This window comes from Paraburkholderia kururiensis (assembly GCF_034424375.1).
Lineage (GTDB): Bacteria > Pseudomonadota > Gammaproteobacteria > Burkholderiales > Burkholderiaceae > Paraburkholderia > Paraburkholderia kururiensis_A.
In genome coordinates this window covers 4,894,475-4,915,406 of record NZ_CP139965.1, presented here as the reverse complement: position 1 = coordinate 4,915,406, position 20,932 = coordinate 4,894,475, and the positions used below count along the sequence as shown (strand labels likewise).

19 protein-coding genes are annotated in these 20,932 nt (G+C 65.0%); 3 read left to right on the top strand and 16 right to left on the bottom strand.

All coding sequences use genetic code 11. The features are described 5' to 3' along the window. The first annotated feature begins 6 nt into the window (after window positions 1–6). Entirely contained in the window at window positions 7–1,398 is a 1,392-nt protein-coding gene (locus U0042_RS22085; protein WP_114809125.1) for an O-antigen ligase family protein, read from the top strand. 104 nt (window positions 1,399–1,502) lie between these two features. Here U0042_RS22085 and U0042_RS22080 read toward each other — a convergent pair whose 3' ends face one another. The 7 genes from U0042_RS22080 to rfbB all read right to left on the bottom strand — a co-directional run bounded on the left by U0042_RS22080 (window position 1,503) and on the right by rfbB (window position 8,786). Next, entirely contained in the window at window positions 1,503–2,096 is a 594-nt protein-coding gene (locus U0042_RS22080; RefSeq protein WP_157977775.1) for a hypothetical protein, read from the bottom strand. Between the two features lie 159 nt (window positions 2,097–2,255). After that, window positions 2,256–4,517 (bottom strand): polysaccharide biosynthesis tyrosine autokinase, encoded by a 2,262-nt coding sequence (locus U0042_RS22075; RefSeq protein ID WP_198665215.1) that lies wholly within the window; start codon window positions 4,515–4,517, stop codon window positions 2,256–2,258. Window positions 4,518–4,530: 13 nt separating this feature from the next. Beyond that, a complete protein-coding gene (locus U0042_RS22070; RefSeq protein ID WP_114809128.1) occupies window positions 4,531–4,995 on the bottom strand; it encodes a low molecular weight phosphotyrosine protein phosphatase in 465 nt (154 codons plus the stop codon). Next, entirely contained in the window at window positions 4,992–6,221 is a 1,230-nt protein-coding gene (locus tag U0042_RS22065; protein ID WP_114809129.1) for a polysaccharide biosynthesis/export family protein, read from the bottom strand. Before U0042_RS22065 ends, U0042_RS22070 begins: the two co-directional genes overlap by 4 nt. Window positions 6,222–6,288: 67 nt before the next feature. Then, on the bottom strand, window positions 6,289–6,837 hold the full coding sequence (gene rfbC / locus U0042_RS22060) for a dTDP-4-dehydrorhamnose 3,5-epimerase (RefSeq protein WP_114809130.1): 549 nt from the start codon (window positions 6,835–6,837) through the stop codon (window positions 6,289–6,291). Then, on the bottom strand, window positions 6,834–7,721 hold the full coding sequence (rfbA, locus tag U0042_RS22055) for a glucose-1-phosphate thymidylyltransferase RfbA (protein ID WP_114809131.1): 888 nt from the start codon (window positions 7,719–7,721) through the stop codon (window positions 6,834–6,836). The genes rfbC and rfbA overlap by 4 nt, the downstream gene beginning before the upstream one ends. Before the next feature lie 3 nt (window positions 7,722–7,724). Then, window positions 7,725–8,786, bottom strand: a complete 1,062-nt coding sequence (gene rfbB / locus U0042_RS22050; protein WP_114809132.1) for a dTDP-glucose 4,6-dehydratase — start codon at window positions 8,784–8,786, stop codon at window positions 7,725–7,727. Between the two features lie 354 nt (window positions 8,787–9,140). On the opposite strand from rfbB, the gene U0042_RS22045 reads away from it, so the two are divergent. Continuing rightward, window positions 9,141–10,424 carry a DUF1972 domain-containing protein gene (locus U0042_RS22045; RefSeq protein WP_114809133.1) on the top strand — a complete coding sequence of 428 codons (1,284 nt, stop codon included), beginning with the start codon at window positions 9,141–9,143 and terminating at the stop codon, window positions 10,422–10,424. A gap of 98 nt (window positions 10,425–10,522) precedes the next feature. Here the strand turns inward: U0042_RS22045 and U0042_RS22040 are convergent, their stop codons facing one another. From U0042_RS22040 to U0042_RS22020, 5 genes are read right to left on the bottom strand one after another with little or no spacing between them, the layout of a single operon-like run. Beyond that, window positions 10,523–12,028, bottom strand: a complete 1,506-nt coding sequence (locus U0042_RS22040; protein WP_114809134.1) for a lipopolysaccharide biosynthesis protein — start codon at window positions 12,026–12,028, stop codon at window positions 10,523–10,525. Further along, the gene (locus U0042_RS22035) at window positions 12,025–13,134 is read right to left on the bottom strand and encodes a glycosyltransferase family 4 protein (protein WP_157977776.1); all 1,110 of its coding nucleotides are present in this window, start codon (window positions 13,132–13,134) and stop codon (window positions 12,025–12,027) included. The genes U0042_RS22040 and U0042_RS22035 overlap by 4 nt, the downstream gene beginning before the upstream one ends. Before the next feature lie 16 nt (window positions 13,135–13,150). Further along, window positions 13,151–14,314: a glycosyltransferase gene (locus U0042_RS22030; protein ID WP_157977777.1), complete on the bottom strand. Its 1,164-nt coding sequence runs from the start codon at window positions 14,312–14,314 to the stop codon at window positions 13,151–13,153. Next, window positions 14,311–15,141, bottom strand: a complete 831-nt coding sequence (locus tag U0042_RS22025) for a glycosyltransferase (protein ID WP_114809137.1) — start codon at window positions 15,139–15,141, stop codon at window positions 14,311–14,313. Before U0042_RS22025 ends, U0042_RS22030 begins: the two co-directional genes overlap by 4 nt. Continuing rightward, window positions 15,128–15,844 carry an acyltransferase gene (locus U0042_RS22020; RefSeq protein ID WP_157977778.1) on the bottom strand — a complete coding sequence of 239 codons (717 nt, stop codon included), beginning with the start codon at window positions 15,842–15,844 and terminating at the stop codon, window positions 15,128–15,130. Before U0042_RS22020 ends, U0042_RS22025 begins: the two co-directional genes overlap by 14 nt. Before the next feature lie 396 nt (window positions 15,845–16,240). On the opposite strand from U0042_RS22020, the gene U0042_RS22015 reads away from it, so the two are divergent. After that, entirely contained in the window at window positions 16,241–16,594 is a 354-nt protein-coding gene (locus U0042_RS22015) for a hypothetical protein (protein ID WP_114809139.1), read from the top strand. 54 nt (window positions 16,595–16,648) lie between these two features. On the opposite strand, the gene U0042_RS22010 is transcribed toward U0042_RS22015, so the two are convergent. The 4 genes from U0042_RS22010 to U0042_RS21995 form a co-directional block, all read right to left on the bottom strand. Beyond that, window positions 16,649–17,251, bottom strand: coding sequence for a thioesterase family protein (locus U0042_RS22010; protein ID WP_232833221.1), 603 nt, complete (start codon window positions 17,249–17,251; stop codon window positions 16,649–16,651). A 197-nt stretch (window positions 17,252–17,448) separates the two neighbouring features. Beyond that, a complete protein-coding gene (locus U0042_RS22005; protein WP_114809141.1) occupies window positions 17,449–18,708 on the bottom strand; it encodes a CaiB/BaiF CoA transferase family protein in 1,260 nt (419 codons plus the stop codon). A gap of 47 nt (window positions 18,709–18,755) precedes the next feature. Further along, a complete protein-coding gene (locus U0042_RS22000; RefSeq protein ID WP_114809142.1) occupies window positions 18,756–19,538 on the bottom strand; it encodes an enoyl-CoA hydratase/isomerase family protein in 783 nt (260 codons plus the stop codon). 31 nt (window positions 19,539–19,569) lie between these two features. After that, window positions 19,570–20,853 (bottom strand): MFS transporter, encoded by a 1,284-nt coding sequence (locus U0042_RS21995; RefSeq protein WP_114809143.1) that lies wholly within the window; start codon window positions 20,851–20,853, stop codon window positions 19,570–19,572. Between the last annotated feature and the right edge of the window lie 79 nt (window positions 20,854–20,932).

Here is a 20,932-nt window from a genome sequence, read left to right as displayed (position 1 = left end):
TTCCCGATGAACTATCTCATTGCTGTCTGGTGCCTGTCGCTCGCGCTATTACGCCAGCGAAAAATGGCCCTGCTCTTTCCGATTCTCTGTTTCATCACGCCCAAAGGCTTCGGACTGGTCGATGTCTCCAGCCTGCCTTATCTTTCAGTGAACCGGGCCATCGTCTTGTTCATGATCGCGTGCTTCGCTTTGTATGTGATGGCCTGCAATTTCACGATCAAGAATTCCCGTTTTCCACTGCGAACAGCATTCACGCTTTTGGGCCTGTCGTACTTTGGATCGTTGGCGGCCAATCCGGCAACCTGGTCCTCGGATGCCGTTACGACGTTCATGCTCTTCTCCGAGATATTCTTCCCGTGCTATCTGATCTGGCGGTTTTGCGACTCGCCGGCACAGGCGGAACGCACACTCAAACTGGTCTACATTGCCGGGCTCATCGTATCCCTTTACGGAGTCGTAGCGTTCCTCACGCACTTCAATCCGTTCTTCGATTACATCAAGCTCACGACACCCACCGGACGCGTGCAGGCAGCCGATTACAGCGGCTCCGTGCGGGGCGCCCGCGCTGTCGGCACGATGTCCAATGCCATCACGTTCGGCGCGTTTCAAGCCATCACTTTTCTGGTTGGCATCTTTCTGCTGCGAGCCAATCGATCCACCTCGCGATTACTCTGGTACGTATGTGGGCAACTCATACTGCTCGTCGGAATCGTCGCGACGAGTTCGCGCACGCCGCTGGTCTTCGTGTTGTTCTCCATGTTGACTTTCATTACGTTTGCGCGCACCCGCGACAAGGTCGTCGTGGTTCAGGTCGGCGTCGTGATCTGCGCATTGGCGAGCGTGGTCGGACTTCAATACATCGAAAAGGTGATGAACTTCGCGCTCTCGGTATTCAGTCAAACCGACACCGCCAGTCAGACGGGAAGTTCTCTCGAGATGCGCATCGGGCAGGCACTCATCGCCTATCGATTCTTTTCCGACGCACCTTTTTTTGGTGGTGGCGTTTCCATGACGCGCTCCATTCTCAGCTCCGGCGCGTACCCCGACTTCTATGGTGCGGAAAGCGCGATATTTCAATGGGCAATCGACATGGGCACATTTGGATTGATCGCGTTCTCCGCCGTGTTCGCGAAGATCTTCGCGACCGCCAGGCGGCTTGCGAACCGATCTGCCAGAGCCGTCGTCTACGGCATGACGGCGGGCTATATCGTTTTCGTGATCTCGACTGGCGTGCTGGAAACGATGCAGTTTTTCCTGATCGTCGTCGTGTTGATGTTTATCGCCGAAGGAATAGGAGATCGCGTTACCGCCAGGGAATTTCCGCGCTACCTGGCGCGTCCTCTCGTGAATACGAACAACGCTGCGAGGCCCGACCACGATTTTGGTTTGCCCAAGTGACGACGAATGGATAACGGTGGTGAAGCTGGCCATTCGATGCGCTGCCTGAGCGAACAACATCAGTCGTTCAACTCACCCTTATGCGGTTGTGCGGCGCCCCACCGCTATCGACACGCCCCACCCGCCACGCCCATCCCCGCAAGCGACCCCGCGCACCCCGCCCCAGACACGCCGGCGGCCATCCCCGGCATGCCGAGCCTGCCCGCACCAGGCACCACGCTGATCGACCGGCCTAACGCCGCGGCATTCGGCGCGCCAACCTTAAATCCGCTCACGGCAGGCATCACGGTAGGCATCACGCCCGCCGGCACGCCGGCCGCTGCCGCTACCTGACCAATTCCCAGCGGATCTCCAGCAACGCCCTCGCGCATACCGGCGCGCGGCGACGGTGCCGGGGTAGTCAAAGCGGCGGCCGACCTCGCCACCGAATAGGGATCGCTACTCGCCTGTAGACGGCGCAGATAAGCATCCGGCGAACTCTGCTCGATCAACGCGATGTACGGATCGCTCGAACGGTGCAGGCGATACCGGTCGCGCTGCTGGCTTGTTTGCAGCAGCGACGACGTCAGCGGCGAACGAAACGCATCGCCGATCATCTGCGCCCCGGCGGTGGGCGAAGCGAGCAGCGCGACGGCGACGAATGGCATAAAGCCGCGCTGCCAAGGGCGTGCCGAGCAAATCATGATGAGCTGTCCCAACAAAAAGAGCGCTCCGCACTGGAACGCCCGACCCGTCGACAAGAACCGCATAAAAGGCCGCACAACGTGCAGGGCGTCCAGGACCCAACTTGTCGCGTCACGCTCATGCGATGAAGCACACCCACACGTCGTCCATCGACGAGCATGGGTACGCCCCCCTCAAGCTTGCGCCTGATACCGATAGCCGTATCCGTAACCGTAGCCATAGCGCGTCGTTTGCACGCCGTTGAACACCTGGCCCGTCACGCGCACGCCCGACTGGTTGAGCCGCGTCATGGTCTCGGCCAGCTGGTGGCGGTTCGTCGTTTCCGCGCGTGAGACGACGAAGGTTGCATCACACGCCTGGGCTAGCGTGATGGCGTCGCTCACGGGCAGCACGGGCGGCGAATCGACGACCACATAGTCGTAGCGCGTGGCGGCGTCCTTGAGCATGGCGGCAAACGCCGGACGTTCGAGCAGTTCGCCCGGGTTCGGCGGCAACGCGCTGCCGGCCGGCAGCAGGTCGAGGCCACGCAAGTCCGTTGGAATGACGGCCTCGTCGAGTGTCGCGTCGCCCGACAGCACATTCGCGAATCCCGCGTACGCGCGTTCCATCGCGAAGTACCGTCGTGCGCCCGCACGCCGCAGGTCCGCGTCGACGATCAGCACGCGCAGCCCCTTGAGCGCCAGCACATACGCGAAGTTGAGCGCCACGAACGTCTTGCCCACGCCCTCGGTCGGGCCGGTGAAGAGGATCGAGCCGCCCGCTTTGCCCACCATCGAAAAGCGCAATGCCGCGCGCAGCGAGCGCAGCGCTTCGATGCTCGGGTCGGATGGGCTCCGGCTCGCCAGCAACGCGGTTTCCTGACGGGCGCGGTCCGCAGCGCCGCGGCGCAGCTTCGCTACCTGCTGTTCGGCCGTGCTGACCGGCACGACGGCGAAGATGGGCGCTTGGCCCACGCGCTCGACATCGAGCGGACTGCGCAACGCATCGTGCAGCGCGGCCACGGCCTGCGTAACGACGAACGCGAGGAACAAGCCGCCCAGCACGCCGCCCGCGAGCACGAGCGGCACGCGCGGCCACGCGGCGGAGTCGGGCCGCACGGCGAAATCGATGACGGACACGTTGCCGGTGGTGCCGGCCTCCGCCACCTCGAGTTGCTGCGCGTTCGCGACGAGCGCGGTATAGAGCTGCGTATCCACCGCAACGTTGCGCGCGAGGCGCAGGTAGTCCTGCTGCGTGGAGGGCAGCGCCTGCACCTGCTTCTCCACGTCGTGCAGCGCGCTTTGCAGCGCCGCGTCCTGCGCCTCGAGCGTCTGCACAGCGGGATGGCCCGGTCGGAACTGCTCGCGCGTGGCCTGCAGGTTCAGGTCGATGAGCGTCTTCTGCTTGGTCAGGTCCACCGCGCGCGTGAGCAAGGCCTCGGTCTGCTGTTCGATGTCGATCGTCTTGGTGCGAATGCGGAACGCGTTGAGCCGGTCTTCGGATTGCGCCAGTTCGTCGCGAAATGCCGGCAGCTTGCGGTTCAGAAATTCGAGACTCAGGCGCGACTGTTCCGCGCGATGCTTGATGTTGAGCGCCACATAAGCGTGCGCCACTTCGTTGGCAAACGCGGCGGCAAGCGCCGGATCGCTGTTCTTCACCGAAAGCTGGATCATCGAAGAGCCCTTCGTGGTCTCCTGCACCGTCATGCGTTTGCGCATGGCTTCGATGGTGTCCTGCAGCGACGCTTCCACGAGTTTGAACGACGTGCCCGGCCGCCCGCGCAATTCGCGAATTTCGATCACGCCGGGCGCAGGGCCGAAGTCGGTCTGCACTACGAATTTCACGCGCTCGTGCAGGCCGCCGCTTGCCACGATCGCGCCGTCCGGGTCTTCTAGCGTCCAGCGGTTGCCGGGCTGCACGCGCAAGCGAAATTTCTCGCCGTAGAGCACGCGCGGCGTATCGAATGCCGCAACCACCAGACGCTCGCCGCCCCACGCGAAACCCGTCAGCCCCAGCGGTGCGTCGGCCAGTCCGTTCGGCGGCGTCTTGTAGCGGCCATACAGGCGCCCCAGCAGCGGCACGCGGTTCGCCACGAAGATGGTGGTGCGCGCCTGCGTCGCGTCGATGGCGGGCTCCAGCACCGCGCGCGAAGAGAGGATGTCGAGTTCGCCGTCGATCGGCTTATTGAGACTCAGCGCGCTCGCCACGTCGGACAGCGCGCCGAGCGCCGAGCCCTGTTGCTCGTCGACCTGGATCAGGGCATCGGCCTTGTAGACCGGCGCCGCGACAATCAGATAGGCCACCGCCAGCGCAACGACGCCCGCGGCCACGCCCCAAAACAGGCGCCGGTGGCTCTGCACGTTGTGCCAGAGCGTCAACAGGCTGACGTCGTCGTCGGTCTGGCCGGGGGCCGCGCCATTCACCAGCATGTTGGGCAGTGTCGATTCTGACTTCATGTCCATTGTCGGATCAAAGGGTAGGTTGCTGGGTGAGCACGGGTAGCCAACTCCTCGCACACTGTTCGATGAGATCGAGCGACGACTCGAAGCGGGCCCGGTCTCCGCCCACCGGATCGTCGATCTCGCGATCGATCCAGTGTCCGAGCGTCCACACGTTGAGCGCCGCGAGCGGGAACCGGCGAATAATCTCCAGCCGTTGGCCGCTTTCCATCGTGAGCACCACGTCGGCCCAATCCAGCATGGGCTTCACGAGCCGCATCGCGTTGGTGTCGCCGGGACGGTCGTATCCGCGCGCGCCCAGCACCTCGCGCGCGAGCGGATGAATGGGCGAACCGCTCATTGCCGCAAGCCCCGCTGAACTCACCTCAGCTTCCATCACGTCGTTCAGCACGTGACGAAACACGCGTTCGGCCATCGGACTGCGGCACACGTTCGCGTGGCAGACGAGCAGCAGCTTCAACGGTCGCCGCATCATTTGAAGGCCTGGGCGCCGAGGTAGAGCGAACTCGCGAATGGCAGCACCTGCGCGACGACACGATAAAAACGCGTGACGTGTGCCGCGTCGACGAACACGACGTCCCGCGGTTGCAGCTCGAAGCGATCGCCCAGCACGAGCATGCCAGGCGAACTCGCATCGAGATGGAACACGTCGACGGTGTGCTCCGCCCCTTGCCGGAACACGTAAACCTGAGAGGCATTCGCCGACGTGCCGTTGAGGCCGCCTGCATCGGAAAGTGCTTCGGATAACGAAAAAGGTCCGACGGGCATGACCTGCGAGACCGGCTTGTTGACCTCGCCCAGCACGAAGACCTTTTTGAGCCGGCGCTCGGGCACGTTGATCACGTCGCCGTCCTGCAGCACCACGTTCTGCGACACGTCGCCGCCGTAGAAGAACGCGTAGAGATCGAGCGGATAGACCTTGCCGCCGCGATTGAGCGTGGCGCCGGAAAGGTCGGCGCCCTCGCTGTAGCCTCCGGCCCCCGAGATGGCGTCCGAAACGGTCTCGGGCGTATCCATGAGCGCGATGGTGCCCGGCGCGCGCACGGCGCCCGACACGTAAATCTTCTGGCTGCGGTAAGACGCTATCGACACATCGACCTGCGGCTTCGCAACCGACTTGTCGAGACGTGCGAACAGATTGCGGCGAATCGCCTCGATGGTCTCCCCCGCCACCTTCACCTGACCGATGTACGGGTAATAGATCGTGCCGTCGGCCTGCACGACGCGGCCGTTCGGATCGAGGTTGCCGCCCGTCGTCGCGGCCGGCAACGCGGTGCTCTGCGTCGCGCCCACCGACACGATCGAGTTGTTCACCGACGAGAAGCCCGGATTGTTGAGTTCCGGATGGTCCCAGACGATCACGCGCAGCACGTCGCCGCTGCGCACGCGATAAGGCGAAGAAGCGACGCGCGGCAGCGCGGCGTCTTTCGGCGGCGTGAGCGCCGCCTGCGCAGCCAGTTGCGCGATGAGCTTGCCGTCGAGCGCATGCAACCGGAACGTGATGCCGTTCTGAACGATCTCGGCGGGTTCCGTCTGCCCGTTGGCCTGCACCGTCGTGTCTTCGCGCGGGCTCACGCCCATGTACGGCCCCGGCGCCAGGGCGCAGCCGCCCAGCGCGGCCGTTGCCAGCCACGCCCACGCCGTCTTCAACGCAACATGCGGACGGCCGCTGGAAATCCGGTTCGAAACACGACGCACCATGCTTTGCTCAATCAATTCGGTATCCTTCTCATTCGTGGCCTGACGCGTGCAGACCTGCCGGCGCCGATCAATAGATTTCTGCGTTTTCGAGCGTCGCGCCTGCCGCGTCTTTCGCGGCAATCACGGGCTCGCCATCGAGGCCCCACTCGATGCCGAGCGACGGGTCGTTCCACACCAACGTGCGCTCGTGCTCGGGGCACCAGAAGTCCGTGGTCTTGTAGAGAAACTCCGCGCGTTCTGAAAGCACGGCGAAGCCGTGTGCGAAACCGGGCGGGATCCACAGCTGAAGACGGTTTTCGGCCGAAAGGCGCACGCCTGTCCATTGCCCGAAGGTGGGCGACGTGCGGCGCAAATCGACGGCCACGTCGAACACCTCGCCCGCCACGACACGCACGAGCTTGCCCTGCGGACGCACCACCTGGTAGTGCAAACCACGCACCACGTTGCGCGACGAAACCGAATGGTTGTCCTGCACGAAGTGGAACCCCGCGGCCACCTTGTCCTCGAACTCGCGCAGATTGAAGCTCTCGAAAAAGAGGCCACGTGCGTCGCCGAACGCAGCGGGCTCCACGAGCTTGACCTCGGGAATGGCCGTGGGCCGTACGGTAATGGTCATGACGCGACGGCGCCCAGCAACGAGCTCAGGTAGTGGCCGTAGGCCGTCTTGCGCAACGGTTCGGCAAGACGATTCAGTTGCTCCGCGTCGATCCAGCCCTGCCGGAATGCGATTTCCTCGGGACTGGAGACGAGCAGCGCCTGGCGCTGCTGCACCGTGGCGATGAACATGCCTGCATCGATCAACGACTGATGCGTGCCCGTGTCGAACCACGCGAAGCCGCGGCTCAATGTTTCGAGCCGCAGGTCGCCGCGTGCAAGGTAACAGCGGTTGACGTCCGTGATTTCCAGTTCGCCGCGCGCGGACGGTCGAATGCTGGCCGCGATGTCGCACACGTCGCTGTCGTAGAAGTAAAGCCCCGTGACCGCGTAGTTCGAGCGCGGTTTGGCGGGCTTCTCTTCGATCGAGAGCACACGGCCCGCCGCGTCGAATTCCACCACGCCATAACGCTGCGGATCGTGAACGTGGTACCCGAACACGGTGGCGCCGGCATCGCGCCTGTCCGCGGCGCGCAGATGCGTGCCGAGATCGGCGCCGTAAAAAATGTTGTCGCCGAGAATCAACGCCGAAGGACGGTTGTCGATGAAGTCGCGCCCAATCACGAACGCCTGCGCAAGTCCGTCCGGCGACGGCTGCACGGCGTAACGGATGCTCACGCCCCACTGATGTCCGTCGCCGAGCATGGCGGAAAAACGCGGCGTATCGGCAGGCGTGGAGATCAGCAGAATGTCGTTGATGCCCGCCATCATGAGCGTGGAGAGCGAGTAGTAGATCATCGGCTTGTCGTACACCGGCAGCATCTGCTTGGAGATGACCTGCGTGATCGGATAGAGCCGGGTGCCCGAGCCGCCCGCGAGAACGATGCCTTTACGTTTCGAGATCATGGCTTATGCCTGCACCAATGGATTGGAAAAATACGCGCGCCGGTATTCGCCCGAAAGCACCGCTTCGACCCACGCTTCGTTGTCCACGTACCACTGCACCGTGCGCGCGAGTCCGCCCGCAAATGTCTGCTGCGGGCGCCAGCCGAGTTCGCGTTCGAGCTTCGCGGCATCCACGGCGTAGCGGCGGTCATGGCCCTTACGGTCCGTGACGTAAGCAATCTGTTCGCGATAGCTGCCCACTGCACGCGGACGCGCCGCATCCAGCAGCGCGCAGATGCGGTTCACCACATCGACATTCGTTTGCTCGTTGCAGCCGCCCACGTTGTACGTCTGCCCCGGCGTGCCGTGCGCGAGCACGGTGCGGATCGCGTCGCAGTGGTCTCCCACATAGAGCCAGTCGCGCACATTGAGACCATCGCCGTACACGGGCAACGGCTCGCCGCGCAAGGCACGCTGGATCATCAGCGGAATCAGTTTCTCGGGAAACTGATACGGGCCGTAGTTGTTCGAGCAGTTCGTCGTGAGCGTCGGCATTCCGTAGGTGTGATGCCACGCGCGCACCAGATGATCGGAGCCGGCCTTCGATGCTGCGTAGGGACTGTTCGGCGCGTACGGTGTGGTCTCGCTGAACGCGGCATCGTGCGGGCCGAGCGAACCGTAGACCTCGTCGGTCGATACGTGCAGGAAGCGAAAGGCTTCACGCTGCGCGCCGGCGAGATCTTCCCAATACGCGCGCGCTGCTTCGAGCAGCGTCGCCGTGCCCACCACGTTGGTCGAGATGAAGTCGCCGGGCCGGTCGATGGAGCGGTCCACATGGCTTTCGGCCGCGAAATGCAGGATCGCGCGCGGACGATGCGTCTGCATCAGCGCGTCCAGCGCAGCGCGGTCGTTGATGTCGGCGTGCACGAAGATGTGGCGCGGGTCGTCGCTCAAGTGCCGCAGCGTTTCGTAATTGCCCGCATACGTCAGCTTGTCGACGTTGACGACAGGCTCGTCGTGACGCGCCAGCCAGTCGATGACGAAGTTGGCTCCGATAAAACCGGCGCCACCGGTCACAAGAATCATGTCGTGCCCTCGGGGTTGGGGGGAATGCCGCACTGCACGAAAAACATAGGCCAGAGGATCGCTATGTTAGGGTTCCCGATTGATCGGATTCGGCCATATGGTTGGCGCGTTCCGACATCATCCGGCAGCGCACGCTTGTTCGCGAAGGCACGCGAGCGGCCCTTCAATCAAGGCTTCGCGCCATGCATAGCCGACGCGCGAGCCGTCGATCCAGTTTGTCCGATTCGATGAAGACGGTGGCCGAATCTGCCATTTCCGTTCGCATACGCTATGGCACTGAACGCTTCATTCACCGCAGCATCGCCATTCGCACAACGACGGGCAACGAGCGGCACAACGACGGGATTCGACGACATGGCAGTCAGACAGCTTTTCATTCTGGGCACGCGCGGCATTCCCGCGCGCCACGGCGGCTTCGAGACCTTCGCGGAACGTCTCGCGCTCTATCTGACCCAACGCGGCTGGGAGGTCACGGTCTATTGCCAGAGCGACACGGCGGACGGCGCCATCAGCGAAGACGTGTGGCAAGGCGTGCGCCGCATCATCGTGCCCGTCACGCGCGCAGGCGCGGTGGGCACCATGGAGTTCGACTGGAAATCCATTCGCGACGTAGCGGGCCGCGACCCCGGCCTCGTGCTCACGCTCGGCTACAACACGGCGGTGTTCTGCACGTATCTGCGATGGCGCGGCATCACGAACATCATCAACATGGACGGCCTCGAATGGCGGCGCGAGAAGTGGAAGCCGCACGAGCGCCTGTGGCTCTGGCTCAACGAACGCGCGGGATGCTGGGCCGGCAATCATCTGATTGCGGACCACCCCGCCATCGCCGCGCACCTCGCCACGCGCGTGAAGCGCCGCAAGATCACCACGATCCCCTACGGAGCGGACCCTATCGAAAGCATGAGCGCGGTGGCGCTCAGAGCGTTCGATCTCGAAGACGTTCGCTACGGGCTCGTCATCGCGCGACCCGAGCCCGAGAACTCCGTGCTCGAGATCGTCACCGCGTTTTCGCGCCGGCCGCGCGGTGCGCGCCTCGTCGTGCTCGGCAAGTACGATGCGGCGCATCCGTATCAGCGCGCGGTACTCGACGCCGCGAGCGACGAAGTCATGTTCCCCGGCGCCATCTACGACCAGCACGTCGTGCGCGCGCTGCGCTACCATGCCAACTTCTATCTGCACGGCCATCGTGTGGGCGGCACCAATCCGTCTCTCGTGGAGGCGCTGGGCGCGGGCTGTGCCGTCATTGCACACGACAACGTCTTCAATCGCTGGGTAGCCGGCCCCGAGGCACGCTTCTTCGCGACGGAGGCCGATTGCGACATGCACATCTCCGCGCTGATCGGCGACCCGGCCACGGCGAGCGCCATGGGTCTTGCCAGTGCACAACGCTTTCGCAGCGCGTTTCGCTGGGACAGCGTGCTCGCGCAGTACGAGGCGTTGCTGGACCGCCATGCTCGCTCGGACCGGCAGCCGGCCACGGCCGCGCCTCGTGCGCCCGCGGTTGCGGCTACTGCTGCGGCTGCGGCTGCGGCACAGCGCGCGGCAGTGCTCGATGCCCGCGTTCGCACAGAGCCTTCGAAAGCGGATCGTGCGGTGACGTTGAACGCGGAGCACGCAGGTACACAAGTCGAGTGAGCGGGGCGTTCGCGGCAGGCACGCGTTCCATGCTTTCCATGCGTGCTGCCTCGAACGTCGCGGCAAAGCTCACGTCGTCGCGTGCGGCAAAGCGAGCGTCACCGGCTCTTCAGCGCACCGCCGTAGAACCTGCGGCGCGCCCGGCTCATCGCCCACACAGCGGCCACCGCAATCGCGAATAGCACCGCAAAAACACCGCTTGCCGCAACCAGCGCCCAGAATTTACCGGCATCGCGCCACACTCCCGCCACCTGGTGCGTCGCCCAAGCGGCGAGCATGGCCAAGACGGCAACCGCGGCGAGCCAGTCGAAGCGGATGCGCCAGGGCACGATGCTGCGTCCGATGAGCCCGCTCACCGCGCAATACGATGCCCCTGCGGCGAGCGCCGCGCAGCCCGCGCCGACGCCGCCGAAACGCGGCGTCAGCACAAAGCTCAACACGCCGTTCAACAGCAGCGCGAGCGCCGCAATCGTGCACATCACCGCCTTGCGCTCCTTGAATTCAAGCGGCTTGTGAAAGAACGGCCCCAGCGAAAAGCAGAACGACGAGGCGAGCAGCAACGGCAGCAGCGTGGCCGCCGCGCCGAATTTATCGCCGAGGAAAAGACGCGTGGCCGGCACCGCGACGGCATCGACGAGCGCGACCAGAACCGCGCCCGCGCACAGCAACCATGTGAGCAGATCGCCCAGCTGCCGCGCCGCCGCCTGCTCGTTTCTGGCGTTCCACGCGCCCATCAGTTGCGGCCAGGCGGCCGCCAAAATGGGCGCCATGACGAGATTCACCGAGCCCACCACGAGCGTCGACGCCGCGCCGTACAGGCCCGCCATTTCCGGTCCGGCGAGCGCGCGAACGAGCAGCCGGTCGCAATACATGGCGAGGTTCATGAAGATGAACCACAGCGTCATCGCGCCGCCGTAGATGCGCAGCTTGTGAAAAACCATGCGCGTGCGACGCGAAAGCAGCTTGTCGCGCACGTCGCTCGCGAAAAGACCCGCACGCAACATGCCGAACGCTGCGCCGAGGCATTGTGCGGCCGCCACGGCGAGCAGCAGCGCGCCGACGTCGTTCTGCCATAAGCGGCATACGAGCAGCGAAAACGCGATCTTCAATGCACTCGCGCAGGCCTGCTGGATCGCATAAGGCCACGCGCGCTGCTCCGACTGCAAGGCCGTGCCGACCAGCGTGAAGAGCGTCTGGGCCGCAATCGCGATCACGCAGATGGACCACAGCGCGCCGGCGCGACCATCGAACCATTCCGCCACGCGCGCGAGCACGTAGAGCGCAGCGAGCACGGCGAGAATCGCGCCCGCGCCGCGCAACACGGCGGCCTTCGCATAGCTCGCCGCGCGTCGGCTCGCGCCCGCCAGATAGCGCCCCGTGGCCTGCTGCAACCACTGCCCCGCCACGGAACTCGCGAGCACGATCGCCGTGATCGCCACCGTGTAGCCGCCATAGAGCGAGGGTTCCAGCCGGCGCGTGAGCAGCGAGAGCAGCACGATGTTGAGCCCCGCGTTGCCGCCGATTCCGAGCGCGTAAGGCACGTATGTCGACCACGTCTTACGCAGACGTCCTGCGCCCGCGCCACCACGATCACCTGCCTTCATGACGCGACTGCCGGCGAACGGTGCGAGAGCGCATCGACGAGTCTTTCGACCGAGGCTTGAAGCGTGAATTGCTGAGCAAGGCGCACCGAACGGTCAGCGTAGGCGGTACGCCTTGCATCGTCGCCCAGCAGCGCAATGAGCGCGTCAGCGAGCGGTTGCGCCGACTTCGGCGGCACGACGATACCGTTCTGCCCGTCGATGACGAAGTCGCGTGTGCCGCCGTTATCCGCTGTGACCACGGCGCATCCGCATGCCATGGCCTCCAGCGCCGGCAGCCCCCAGCCCTCGCTCCAGCTCGGACACAGATAGATGGACGACGCGTTGTAGACGGTCTCGCGCAGCACGGGCCGCGCGGGATTCTGCACGTACGAGATCCACGCAGGCAGAAAATCGGGCCGCGCGGCCGTGCCGAAGAGCACTGCTTTCAGATCGGGGAACGACGCCTTCGCCAGCTCGAGTGCGGCCACGCCTTCCGCCGCGCCTTTCCACGCGTGCGGCGAATAGAGCATGCTCACCGTGCGCTCGCGCTGCCCCGGCGCGCAGGTGACGAAGAATTCCGCATGATCGACGGGATTGGGCACCTGCCAGGCCGTATCGCCGGACAGATCGCGCACAAGGTCCTTGAGCCATCCCGAGATCACGATCTTCTTCATGCGCGATTGCAGCGTGCGATTGACGCGCGCCTCAGGGCCGGCCCACGTTTCGTGATGCTGAATGAAATAGAACTTCTCGCCCTTGGTTGCGGGCAGACGCTCCACGTATTCGGCGGTGCGCCACAGCGTCGCCACGATCGCATCCGCCTGCGGCACATGGCGCGCATACAACGCCGGCACGACAGTGATCTTCACGCGCGGATGCATCGTCATCCACGGCACGTACGCACGACGTCCCGGCGCGCCCCAGCCGATCAGCTTCGCGCAATCGGCAGCGAACGAACGCAGCCGCGCGGCGGGCGTATGCCGGAAGCGCCACAGAAAGAGCGTGCGGGGATGCAGGACTTCTATCTCGTGTCCGGCTTCGGCAAGCGCATTCGCATATTGATAGACGATCTTGCCGCCGCCGGTGGGGCGAGGCATGAGACGCGGCAGAACGAAGGTGATTTTCATGGCGGGCGCTGTTGCGTCAGCGGGATTCGCGCTGAAGCGCAATGGCATCGCGCGCGGCGGAGGTGGTCGCTGCGGCGTCGTGCGGCGCCTGCACCGTCTGCGCGATGGCGCGCATATAGGTCTCCACCTTGAACCGGTTCACGTAGCACGCACGCGCCGCGTTCGCGAGACGCGCATGGTCGTCGTCCGGAAGCGCGACTGCATGATCGAGCACGCGCAGCAAAGCCTGTGCATTGTTGGGCTCGAACAGAAAGCCCGTCTCGCCGTGCGTCACGATTTCCGTGAGGCCGCCCGTGGCCGCTGCGATGACGGGGCGGCCGCTGGCAAAACTCTCGATCGCCACGCGCCCGAAAGGTTCCGGTAACACGGACGGCACCAGCGCGTAATCAGCCCAGGCGTAGTGCTGGGCGGGATCGTTCGTGAAGCCGCGTATCTCGACGCTCTGCGCGCACGCGCGCGCGGTGTCGCGCAATTGATCGAGCACCACTTCGTACCCGGGAAACACGTCGCCGACAATGCGCAACTCCAGCGGCAACGCACGGCCCAGCGTGCGCAATGCATCCACCACGAACTGCTGGCCTTTCCACGGATTGATGCGTCCGATCACGGCAAGCCGCAACGGCCGCCCGCCACGCGCCGACACAGGCGCGCTATCGGCGCTCACCTCGACGCCGTTGTGGATCACCGTGCCGGGCATACCGAACGCCGCCGCGGTGGCGTTCGAGTTGTAGATCAATGCCGCGCGCGAAAAGCGCAGCAACACCCTGAACACTCGCAACGCAAAGCGCGACGGTATTTCCCGCACGTGCACGTAAGTTCCGCCACGGTGCGAGCGCAAGGCCGCAATGGCCGCGACGCAGACCACGGTGTTCACATAGCAGACGTCGTAGCGTTCGAACAGCCGGCAATAGCGGCGCCACGCGCGCACCATGTTCGCCAGCGTACCGAGCGGCCGTGCCTTGAGCTTCTTCTTGCGCAGCACGCCGTTCTCGTCGTACAGGATTCGACTCGCGTATCGCGCAACGTGATCGACGATAGGCCCCGGCTCGGGCAGCACCACGTCGATGGAAGCATCGGGGTGATGCTCGCGCAGCGCACGCAGCGCGGAAAGGAAGCTGCGATCCGAACCGTACAACTCCGCACCCTGGTGCACCATGACGATGGCTAGCGACTTCTTCAACGGAACACCTCCGCCACGACCTGGAGGAATCGGCCTCGCGCGTGCGCTTGCGCCGACACGCGCCATGCCTTCCACACCACGTAGCCGCGAATGGCGAGCTTCTCCAGCAGGTTGCGGTCGAAAACGTGGACCCACGATTGCCAGAGCCAGATCTGACGCTGCAACACCGCGTCCGGGTCCGTGGTACTGCGCAAGGCGGAGTCGTGCACGAGCCGTGCCCCCGTGAGCCACGCCCGCGAGCCGAGGCGGGCGATGTCGCGGCAAAAGCGCGTATCGACACCGTAGAGCCGCAGCCGCTCGTCGAATGGCCGCGGTCCCATGCGCGTGAGCAACGCGCGGCTGATGCACATGCCGCTCATCATCGCGGTGAAATTGCGCGGCAAGATCGCCCGGTCGCGCACGCGCGCGAGCGCCGCTCCTTTGATCCACTTGAGGCAGCCCGGGCTGATGGTCGTGTTGCCGTGCTGGATGAGCGGCGTGAAGACCTCGGCTTTGTCCGCGTCGATGCTCGTCGTCAGCGCGCGAAAGAACGCCGTATCGACGCTCGAATCCTGATCGAATATGACCACGTATGGACGGCTCGATTGGCGCACCAGCATGTTGTAGACCTTCGCGAGCGACTCGTTTTCCGGTGACGACCCATAGCGCCAGGGGAAAGGCAGAAAGCCCGGAGCGGGCGGCGCCGGTTGCTGGCGTGCGTTGTCCCAGATATGAACTTCGACGTCGATGCCCAACTGCGCGAAGTCGATCCGGCTGAGCGTCGAAAGTGTTTCGGATGCCTCAGGATTGCGCCGATACAGTACGACGAAGAGGTCAAGCGCATGCATGCGTTTGTGCTCCGTGCCTCGTGCCCACCACGCGCCCCGGGATGCCCGCCACGATCGAATACGGCGGCACGTCGCGCGTCACCACGGCGCCCGCGGCAATCACGCAACCCCGCCCGATCGTGACGCCGCCCAGCACCGTCACACGCGCGCCGAACCAGCAGTCCTCGCCAATAGAGATGGGCTTGCGCGTCGTGCCCTGTTCGCGAATAGGCCGCGTCGGGTCCGCGAAATTATGGTTTTCCGGGTGCGCGCTGAAGTATTGCCCGATGATGGTGTTGCGACCGATCGTGACGCCGCCCGACCCGCCCACGCTCGAAAACTCGCCGATGCCGCAGCCTTCGCCGATCACGATGCGCGCGCCGGGCCGCGCCAGATCGGTGCCCACCACGAGCCGCGTATACGCGCCGATGTTCGCGCGTGCGCCGATGTGCAATCCGTCGCGCCCCAAGCCGCTGAGAATGGCGCCGTCACCGATCACCGCATAACGCCCTATCTCGATCTTGCGCGCAAACCTCAATCTCACGCGTCGGCCGACGAAGCACGGTGAAGCGCGACGCGAGCGCAACGAAAGCACCGTGCCGCGCATCAGATTGGCGCACTGCTCCGCGAGAAAGAGCAGCATGTCCAGCGCGCCCAGATCGGGCGCGAGCGCCTTGCCGGGACGAACGCGCCGCAACGCCTGATTGACCAACGCACTCAGCATGCCAGTACCCGCCATCGCTCGCCGCTGTCGAGCCGTTCAATGAAGGTGCAGGTTCAAGGCAACAACGGGCACTGTCTGTGTGCCCGCCATTGCGCAGTTTCCTGCATCGATTGCGGCACATCATAAACAGGCGTTTCACGAGACGAACAAGACTGACCGATCGCGCCACGATGTTGGCGGATAGCGTCACGCTGCGCGTCGCCATGCAGCGACGTTGGCGAGAAACCGCCGAGTTATGGTTTCAATCGGCCAGGTCGCGCGCCTGCCAGCGGAAGAAATTTATGATGCGCGACGAATTCCCCGGCAAGACACCCCGTCGCGCGACGATCATCGGTCGGCCGCCATCGCGGGGTGGCGAGCGCGTCGTCCACTCCCTGTCACCTGGCGGTTCCAGTCATGTCGGAAATCTATCCGTTCAAGCGTGCGACGCGATTCCTGCGCGAAGTCGACAGACCCATGCCGCAGCCGGCCGGGACCGAGCCTCTTGCACACGACGAAGCCGCGGTATTGAGCGAAATCGAGGACTGCTGCGCCGCGCTGTTCGACCACTGGTGTGAAACCCGGCATGTGGTGCCGCTCGCTTATCTCATGCACGTATGGCCTCTTCCGGGGACCTCCGTGCATCTCGCCCGTCGAGTGGCAATCGTCTTGCGCGAATTGCAGCGGCTTCACACCGAATCACTCGGGCCGCGCGAACACCAGTTGATTCGCCGTGCGCTGGGCGCGGTGGAGCGCGCGTTTCCGTCGTGAAGGCGAGCGTGCGAAATCAGTGCGGCAAGCATCCCGTGGTATCGGAAATCGGGATCAGCCGTCCTTGAGCGCGGCCTCATCCTCTTTGCTCTCACGCTCCGCGGCCTGGTTCACCGCCATCCCGCCCTCCGCCGCGCTCCATTGCCGGACCCAATCCGGCAAGGGCGGCGACGGCTGCGCGATGCCGGCCAGCTCCATCAACTCCGCCGTGGAAACCGTGCCGCCGCTACGCTTGAGAAAGCGCGTACGCACGACGCCGAGCGCCACCTGCACGCCGTCGCGCACGAAGCCCTGTTCGAGGAAGATGCTTTTCTCGTCCCAGCCGATCACGCGCGTCGCCACCTCGTAGCGGTCGCCCAGTTCGAGCGAACGATGAAAGCGCAGCGTTTCGAGCGTGACCACCGGATACCAGCCGCGCGCATCGAGCCGTTTCAGGAGTCCGCTGCGGATCATCAGGTCCACGCGCGCCAGGTCGAGAATCGCGAAGTAACGGCTGTTGGTCATGTGCCTCAGCACATCGAGGTCGTTGAGCCACACGCGAAACGGCGTGACGCAGGTGTCCAGCACGTTCAGCGGGCCTCGACGCGCCGAGAACAACAAGGTCATCAGAAGACGCAGCAGCAGACTCATCGCAATGGCCGATTCGATCGGTAACAAGGAAAGCGCGCACCGGACGATGCGCGAGAGTCTGCATATTAGTCGGCAAGGGTGCTCAGAACGCGCTCAAACCGCCCGATAGGCGTAGAGCACCACCTCTCGCCTGCGCACGATGAGCCGGCACGGTGCGTGCGCGGCCTTCGCTGTCGCGGATCGAATCTTCGCTACACACTCGACCACCCAAACGCGACGGCGATTCATACAGCCGCACGCTGGGCATCGTGCGCCAGCACCGCGCCCTCCGTGACGAGTGCATCGATACGCTCGTCGTCGAACCCATACTCGCGCAGCACGGCGCGCGTGTGCTCGCCATAGAGCGGCGCGGGACGCGAGCGCGGCATCGGCTCCTGCTTCTCCTTCGCGCCATCCGGCTCGTCGCCCGCCGAAAAGTGGATGGGCAACCCGATGCCGCGCGTGCGTCCCGCAAGCGGATGGTCGGACTCCACCACCATCCCGCGCGCCAGGGTCTGCTCATGCGTGGCGACCTGCGGCACGTCGAGCACCGGTCCGCAGGGCAGGCCGATGGCATCGAATTCGTCGAGCCACTCGGCCGTGGTCTTCTGCGCGAGCCGCGCGCCCAGCACTTCAACGAGCGCCGCGCGATTGGCCATGCGCGCCGCGTTCGTGCTGAAGCGCGCATCGCTCGCCAGTTGCGACATGCCGAGCACGTCCACCAGGCGCTCGTAGTTGCTCTGGTTCGCGGCGCCCACGTTGATCCAGCCGTCCAGCGTGCGAAACGCCTGATACGGCGCGCTCGTCGGATTGGCCGAACCCAGCTTGGGCAGCACGGTGCCGTCCGCGAAGTAGTTGGCGAAGGCCCAGTACATCTGCTGCAAGCCCGCTTCGAAGAGCGACGTGTCCACCATCTGGCCGCGGCCCGTGCGCTGCTTCTCGGCATACGCGGCGCAGATGCCGAGCGCCGCGAGAATGCCCGCGTTGATGTCAGTAACGGGCGAGCCCGCCTTGATGGGCGCCTGGCCCGGCTCGCCCGTCATGCTCATGAGCCCGCTCATGCCCTGCGCGATGAGGTCGAAGCCCGCCTTGTCGGCCAGCGGCCCGCTGCGCCCGTAGCCCGAAATCGCGCAATAGATGAGCCCCGGGTTCATCGCCTTCAACACGTCGTAGCCCATGCCGAGCTTTTCCATGGTGCCCTTGCGATAGTTCTCGGTCACCACGTCCGCGCCCGCGAGCAGCCGTTGCAGCACCTCGCGCCCGCCCGCCGTCTTCAGGTTCAGCGCAATGCCGCGCTTGTTGCGGTTGACGATCATGAACGACGCCGACTCGCCGTGCGCCATGATGGGCGCGAAGCGGCGCGAGTCGTCGCCGCCCGGCACCTTCTCTACCTTGATCACGTCCGCGCCCATGTCGGCGAGCATCATGCCGCACACAGGGCCCGACATGATGTGCGCGAGTTCGATCACGCGCATGCCGGCCAGCGGGCCTGCTTTTTGTGCCATTTCGTGTCCCCTCGTTTGCCTCGTTTGCGGCATCGACCTCTTCTGCCTCATTGACCCGTGAATGCCGGCTTCGTCTTCGCGAGAAACGCCTGATAGCCGATGCGGAAGTCCTCGGTGCCGAAGCATGCGAAGCCTTCGTCGCGCTCGGCGGCCGTGAGCGGCGCCGGATTCATCACGCGACGCACGAGCTGCTTGTGCCAGCGCGCGACGAGCGGCGCACCTTCAGCGATGCGCGTGGCGCACGCCCAGGCTTCATCGGTAACGTCGGCATCCGCGACCACACGCGTGACGAGCCCCTTCTGCAAGGCTTCCTGTGCGCCGAAAATGCGCCCTTCCAGCAGGATTTCGAGCGCCACGGCCGGCCCCGCCAGCTTCACGAGCCCCGCGAGTTCCGCGTGCGCCATCACGAGCCCGAGGTTCTTGATGGGCACGCCGAAACGGCTCGACTCGCCGCAGATGCGCAGGTCGCACATCGATGCAATCTCCAGCCCGCCGCCCACGCAGATGCCGTGAATCATCGCGACGAGCGGATGGCGGCAGCGCTCGAACGCATCGAGCGTGCGATGCATCAGCGCGCCGTACTCGCGCGCCTGCTCCACGTTCGCGCGATCCGTGGCGAATTCGCCGATATCGTTGCCCGGCGAAAACGCCTTCTCGCCCGCGCCGCGCAGCACGATGCAGCGCAGGCTTTCTTCGGCGGACAACGCGTCGATGGTGTCGCCCAGCTCGCGCCACAGCGTCTTCGTCATCGCGTTCAACTTGTGCGGCCGGTTGATCGTGACGGTCGCGATGAAACCATCACGCTGGACCACAATGCCTGCTTCGTTCATGGCGTCTCCTGTGCCGTTGCGCGTCCGGCCATCAGACGAGTCCGGCCGCCGGTTTGATCGTCTCGTCGGTCTGCTCGTCGAGGCGGCGGTCCGGGCGCATGGCGATGGAGAGCACGATGCCCGCCGCCATGAGCGCCATCGACGCAATGAACGGCAGATTCCAGTTGCCCGTCACGTCGATCATCCAGCCGCCCACCACGGGGCTGATGATGGCGGCGAGCGCGGAGCCCGTGTTCATCACGCCGCTCGCGGTGCCCGCGTGCTTCGGCGCGATGTCCATCGGCACGGCCCACATCGGTCCGATGGTCATCTCGTTGAAGAAGAAGCCGAGACTCAGGCACGCCGCCGCCAGCGTGATGGACATGTTCGGCACCAGCATGATGGGCATGAGCGAGAGCAGCGTCGCGAACATGCAGAGGGCCACCATTGCGCTACGCGCAAGGCGCGGCCGGCCGGTGCGCTTGAGAATCTTGTCGGTCACTTCGCCGCCCAGCCAGTCGCCCAGCACGCCCGCGAAGAACACGCCCGACGCGAAGAGCGCGGACTTGCCCAGTTGCAGGTGATAGTTGTGCAGGAAGTACTGCGGAATCCAGCCGAGGAAGAGCCACAGCACCCAGCCGTAGCAGAAGTACACGAGCGTGACGGGCGCCATGCGGCCCACCAGCGCGCGCCAGGGCACCGGCTTGCGTTCCTTGAAGCCGCTGTAGGCGGGCAGGCGGTCGCTTTCGACGTTGCTGATGCGCGGGTGCTCGCGCGGGTCGTCGCGGAAATACCAGATCCACACGAGTGCCCACAGGAAGCTGATGATGCCCGTCACCACGAACGAGCCGCGCCACGACGTGGCAAGCATGAGCCACGTGATGAGCGGCGGCGCCACCGCGTTGCCGATGCGCGAGGCCGCGTGCGTGATGCCCTGCGCGAAGCCGCGCCGCTCGGGCGTGGTCCAGTTCGACATGGCGCGCGTGGCGGTGGGGAACGTGGCGCCTTCGCCCAGACCCAGCAGCAGCCGCGCGATCACGAGCGACACGAAACCGCCCGCAAGGCCCGTGAGCACCGTCGCGCCGGCCCAGATGATGGCGCACACGGCGAGCGTGCGGCGCGGCCCGAAGCGGTCGCCCAGCCATCCGCCGATGATCTGGAAGACGAGATACGGATACGCGAACGCGGAAAAGACAAAGCCGATCTGCGTATGGGTAAGACCCAGCTCGGCGCCGAACTGGCTCGCGGCCGTGCTCACGTTGACGCGGTCAACGTAGGTGATGAGGTACATCGCGCACAACAGCAACAGAACGCGCGTCGTGACTCGACGGAACATCGCTGTCTCCTTGTCTCGGTGCCGGCCGCGCTGTAGCGCTGCATCGAGGTAGCGCGGCGTGTGTGGTCAGGTGTGGTCA

Excerpts from the sequence above, each read along its gene's own strand:
- U0042_RS21995 (WP_114809143.1), bottom strand. The coding sequence starts at position 20,853 with ATGTTCCGTCGAGTCACGACGCGCGTTCTGTTGCTGTTGTGCGCGATG.
- U0042_RS22020 (WP_157977778.1), bottom strand. The coding sequence starts at position 15,844 with ATGCTGAGTGCGTTGGTCAATCAGGCGTTGCGGCGCGTTCGTCCCGGC.
- U0042_RS22040 (WP_114809134.1), bottom strand. The coding sequence starts at position 12,028 with ATGAAGGCAGGTGATCGTGGTGGCGCGGGCGCAGGACGTCTGCGTAAG.
- U0042_RS22070 (WP_114809128.1), bottom strand. The coding sequence starts at position 4,995 with ATGATGCGGCGACCGTTGAAGCTGCTGCTCGTCTGCCACGCGAACGTG.
- U0042_RS22015 (WP_114809139.1), top strand. The coding sequence starts at position 16,241 with ATGTCGGAAATCTATCCGTTCAAGCGTGCGACGCGATTCCTGCGCGAA.
- rfbC (WP_114809130.1), bottom strand. The coding sequence starts at position 6,837 with ATGACCATTACCGTACGGCCCACGGCCATTCCCGAGGTCAAGCTCGTG.
- U0042_RS22005 (WP_114809141.1), bottom strand. The coding sequence starts at position 18,708 with ATGGCACAAAAAGCAGGCCCGCTGGCCGGCATGCGCGTGATCGAACTC.
- rfbA (WP_114809131.1), bottom strand. The coding sequence starts at position 7,721 with ATGATCTCGAAACGTAAAGGCATCGTTCTCGCGGGCGGCTCGGGCACC.
- U0042_RS22045 (WP_114809133.1), top strand. The coding sequence starts at position 9,141 with ATGGCAGTCAGACAGCTTTTCATTCTGGGCACGCGCGGCATTCCCGCG.
- U0042_RS22025 (WP_114809137.1), bottom strand. The coding sequence starts at position 15,141 with ATGCATGCGCTTGACCTCTTCGTCGTACTGTATCGGCGCAATCCTGAG.
- U0042_RS22085 (WP_114809125.1), top strand. The coding sequence starts at position 7 with ATGAACTATCTCATTGCTGTCTGGTGCCTGTCGCTCGCGCTATTACGC.
- U0042_RS22035 (WP_157977776.1), bottom strand. The coding sequence starts at position 13,134 with ATGAAAATCACCTTCGTTCTGCCGCGTCTCATGCCTCGCCCCACCGGC.
- U0042_RS22000 (WP_114809142.1), bottom strand. The coding sequence starts at position 19,538 with ATGAACGAAGCAGGCATTGTGGTCCAGCGTGATGGTTTCATCGCGACC.
- U0042_RS22075 (WP_198665215.1), bottom strand. The coding sequence starts at position 4,517 with ATGAAGTCAGAATCGACACTGCCCAACATGCTGGTGAATGGCGCGGCC.
- U0042_RS22065 (WP_114809129.1), bottom strand. The coding sequence starts at position 6,221 with ATGGTGCGTCGTGTTTCGAACCGGATTTCCAGCGGCCGTCCGCATGTT.
- rfbB (WP_114809132.1), bottom strand. The coding sequence starts at position 8,786 with ATGATTCTTGTGACCGGTGGCGCCGGTTTTATCGGAGCCAACTTCGTC.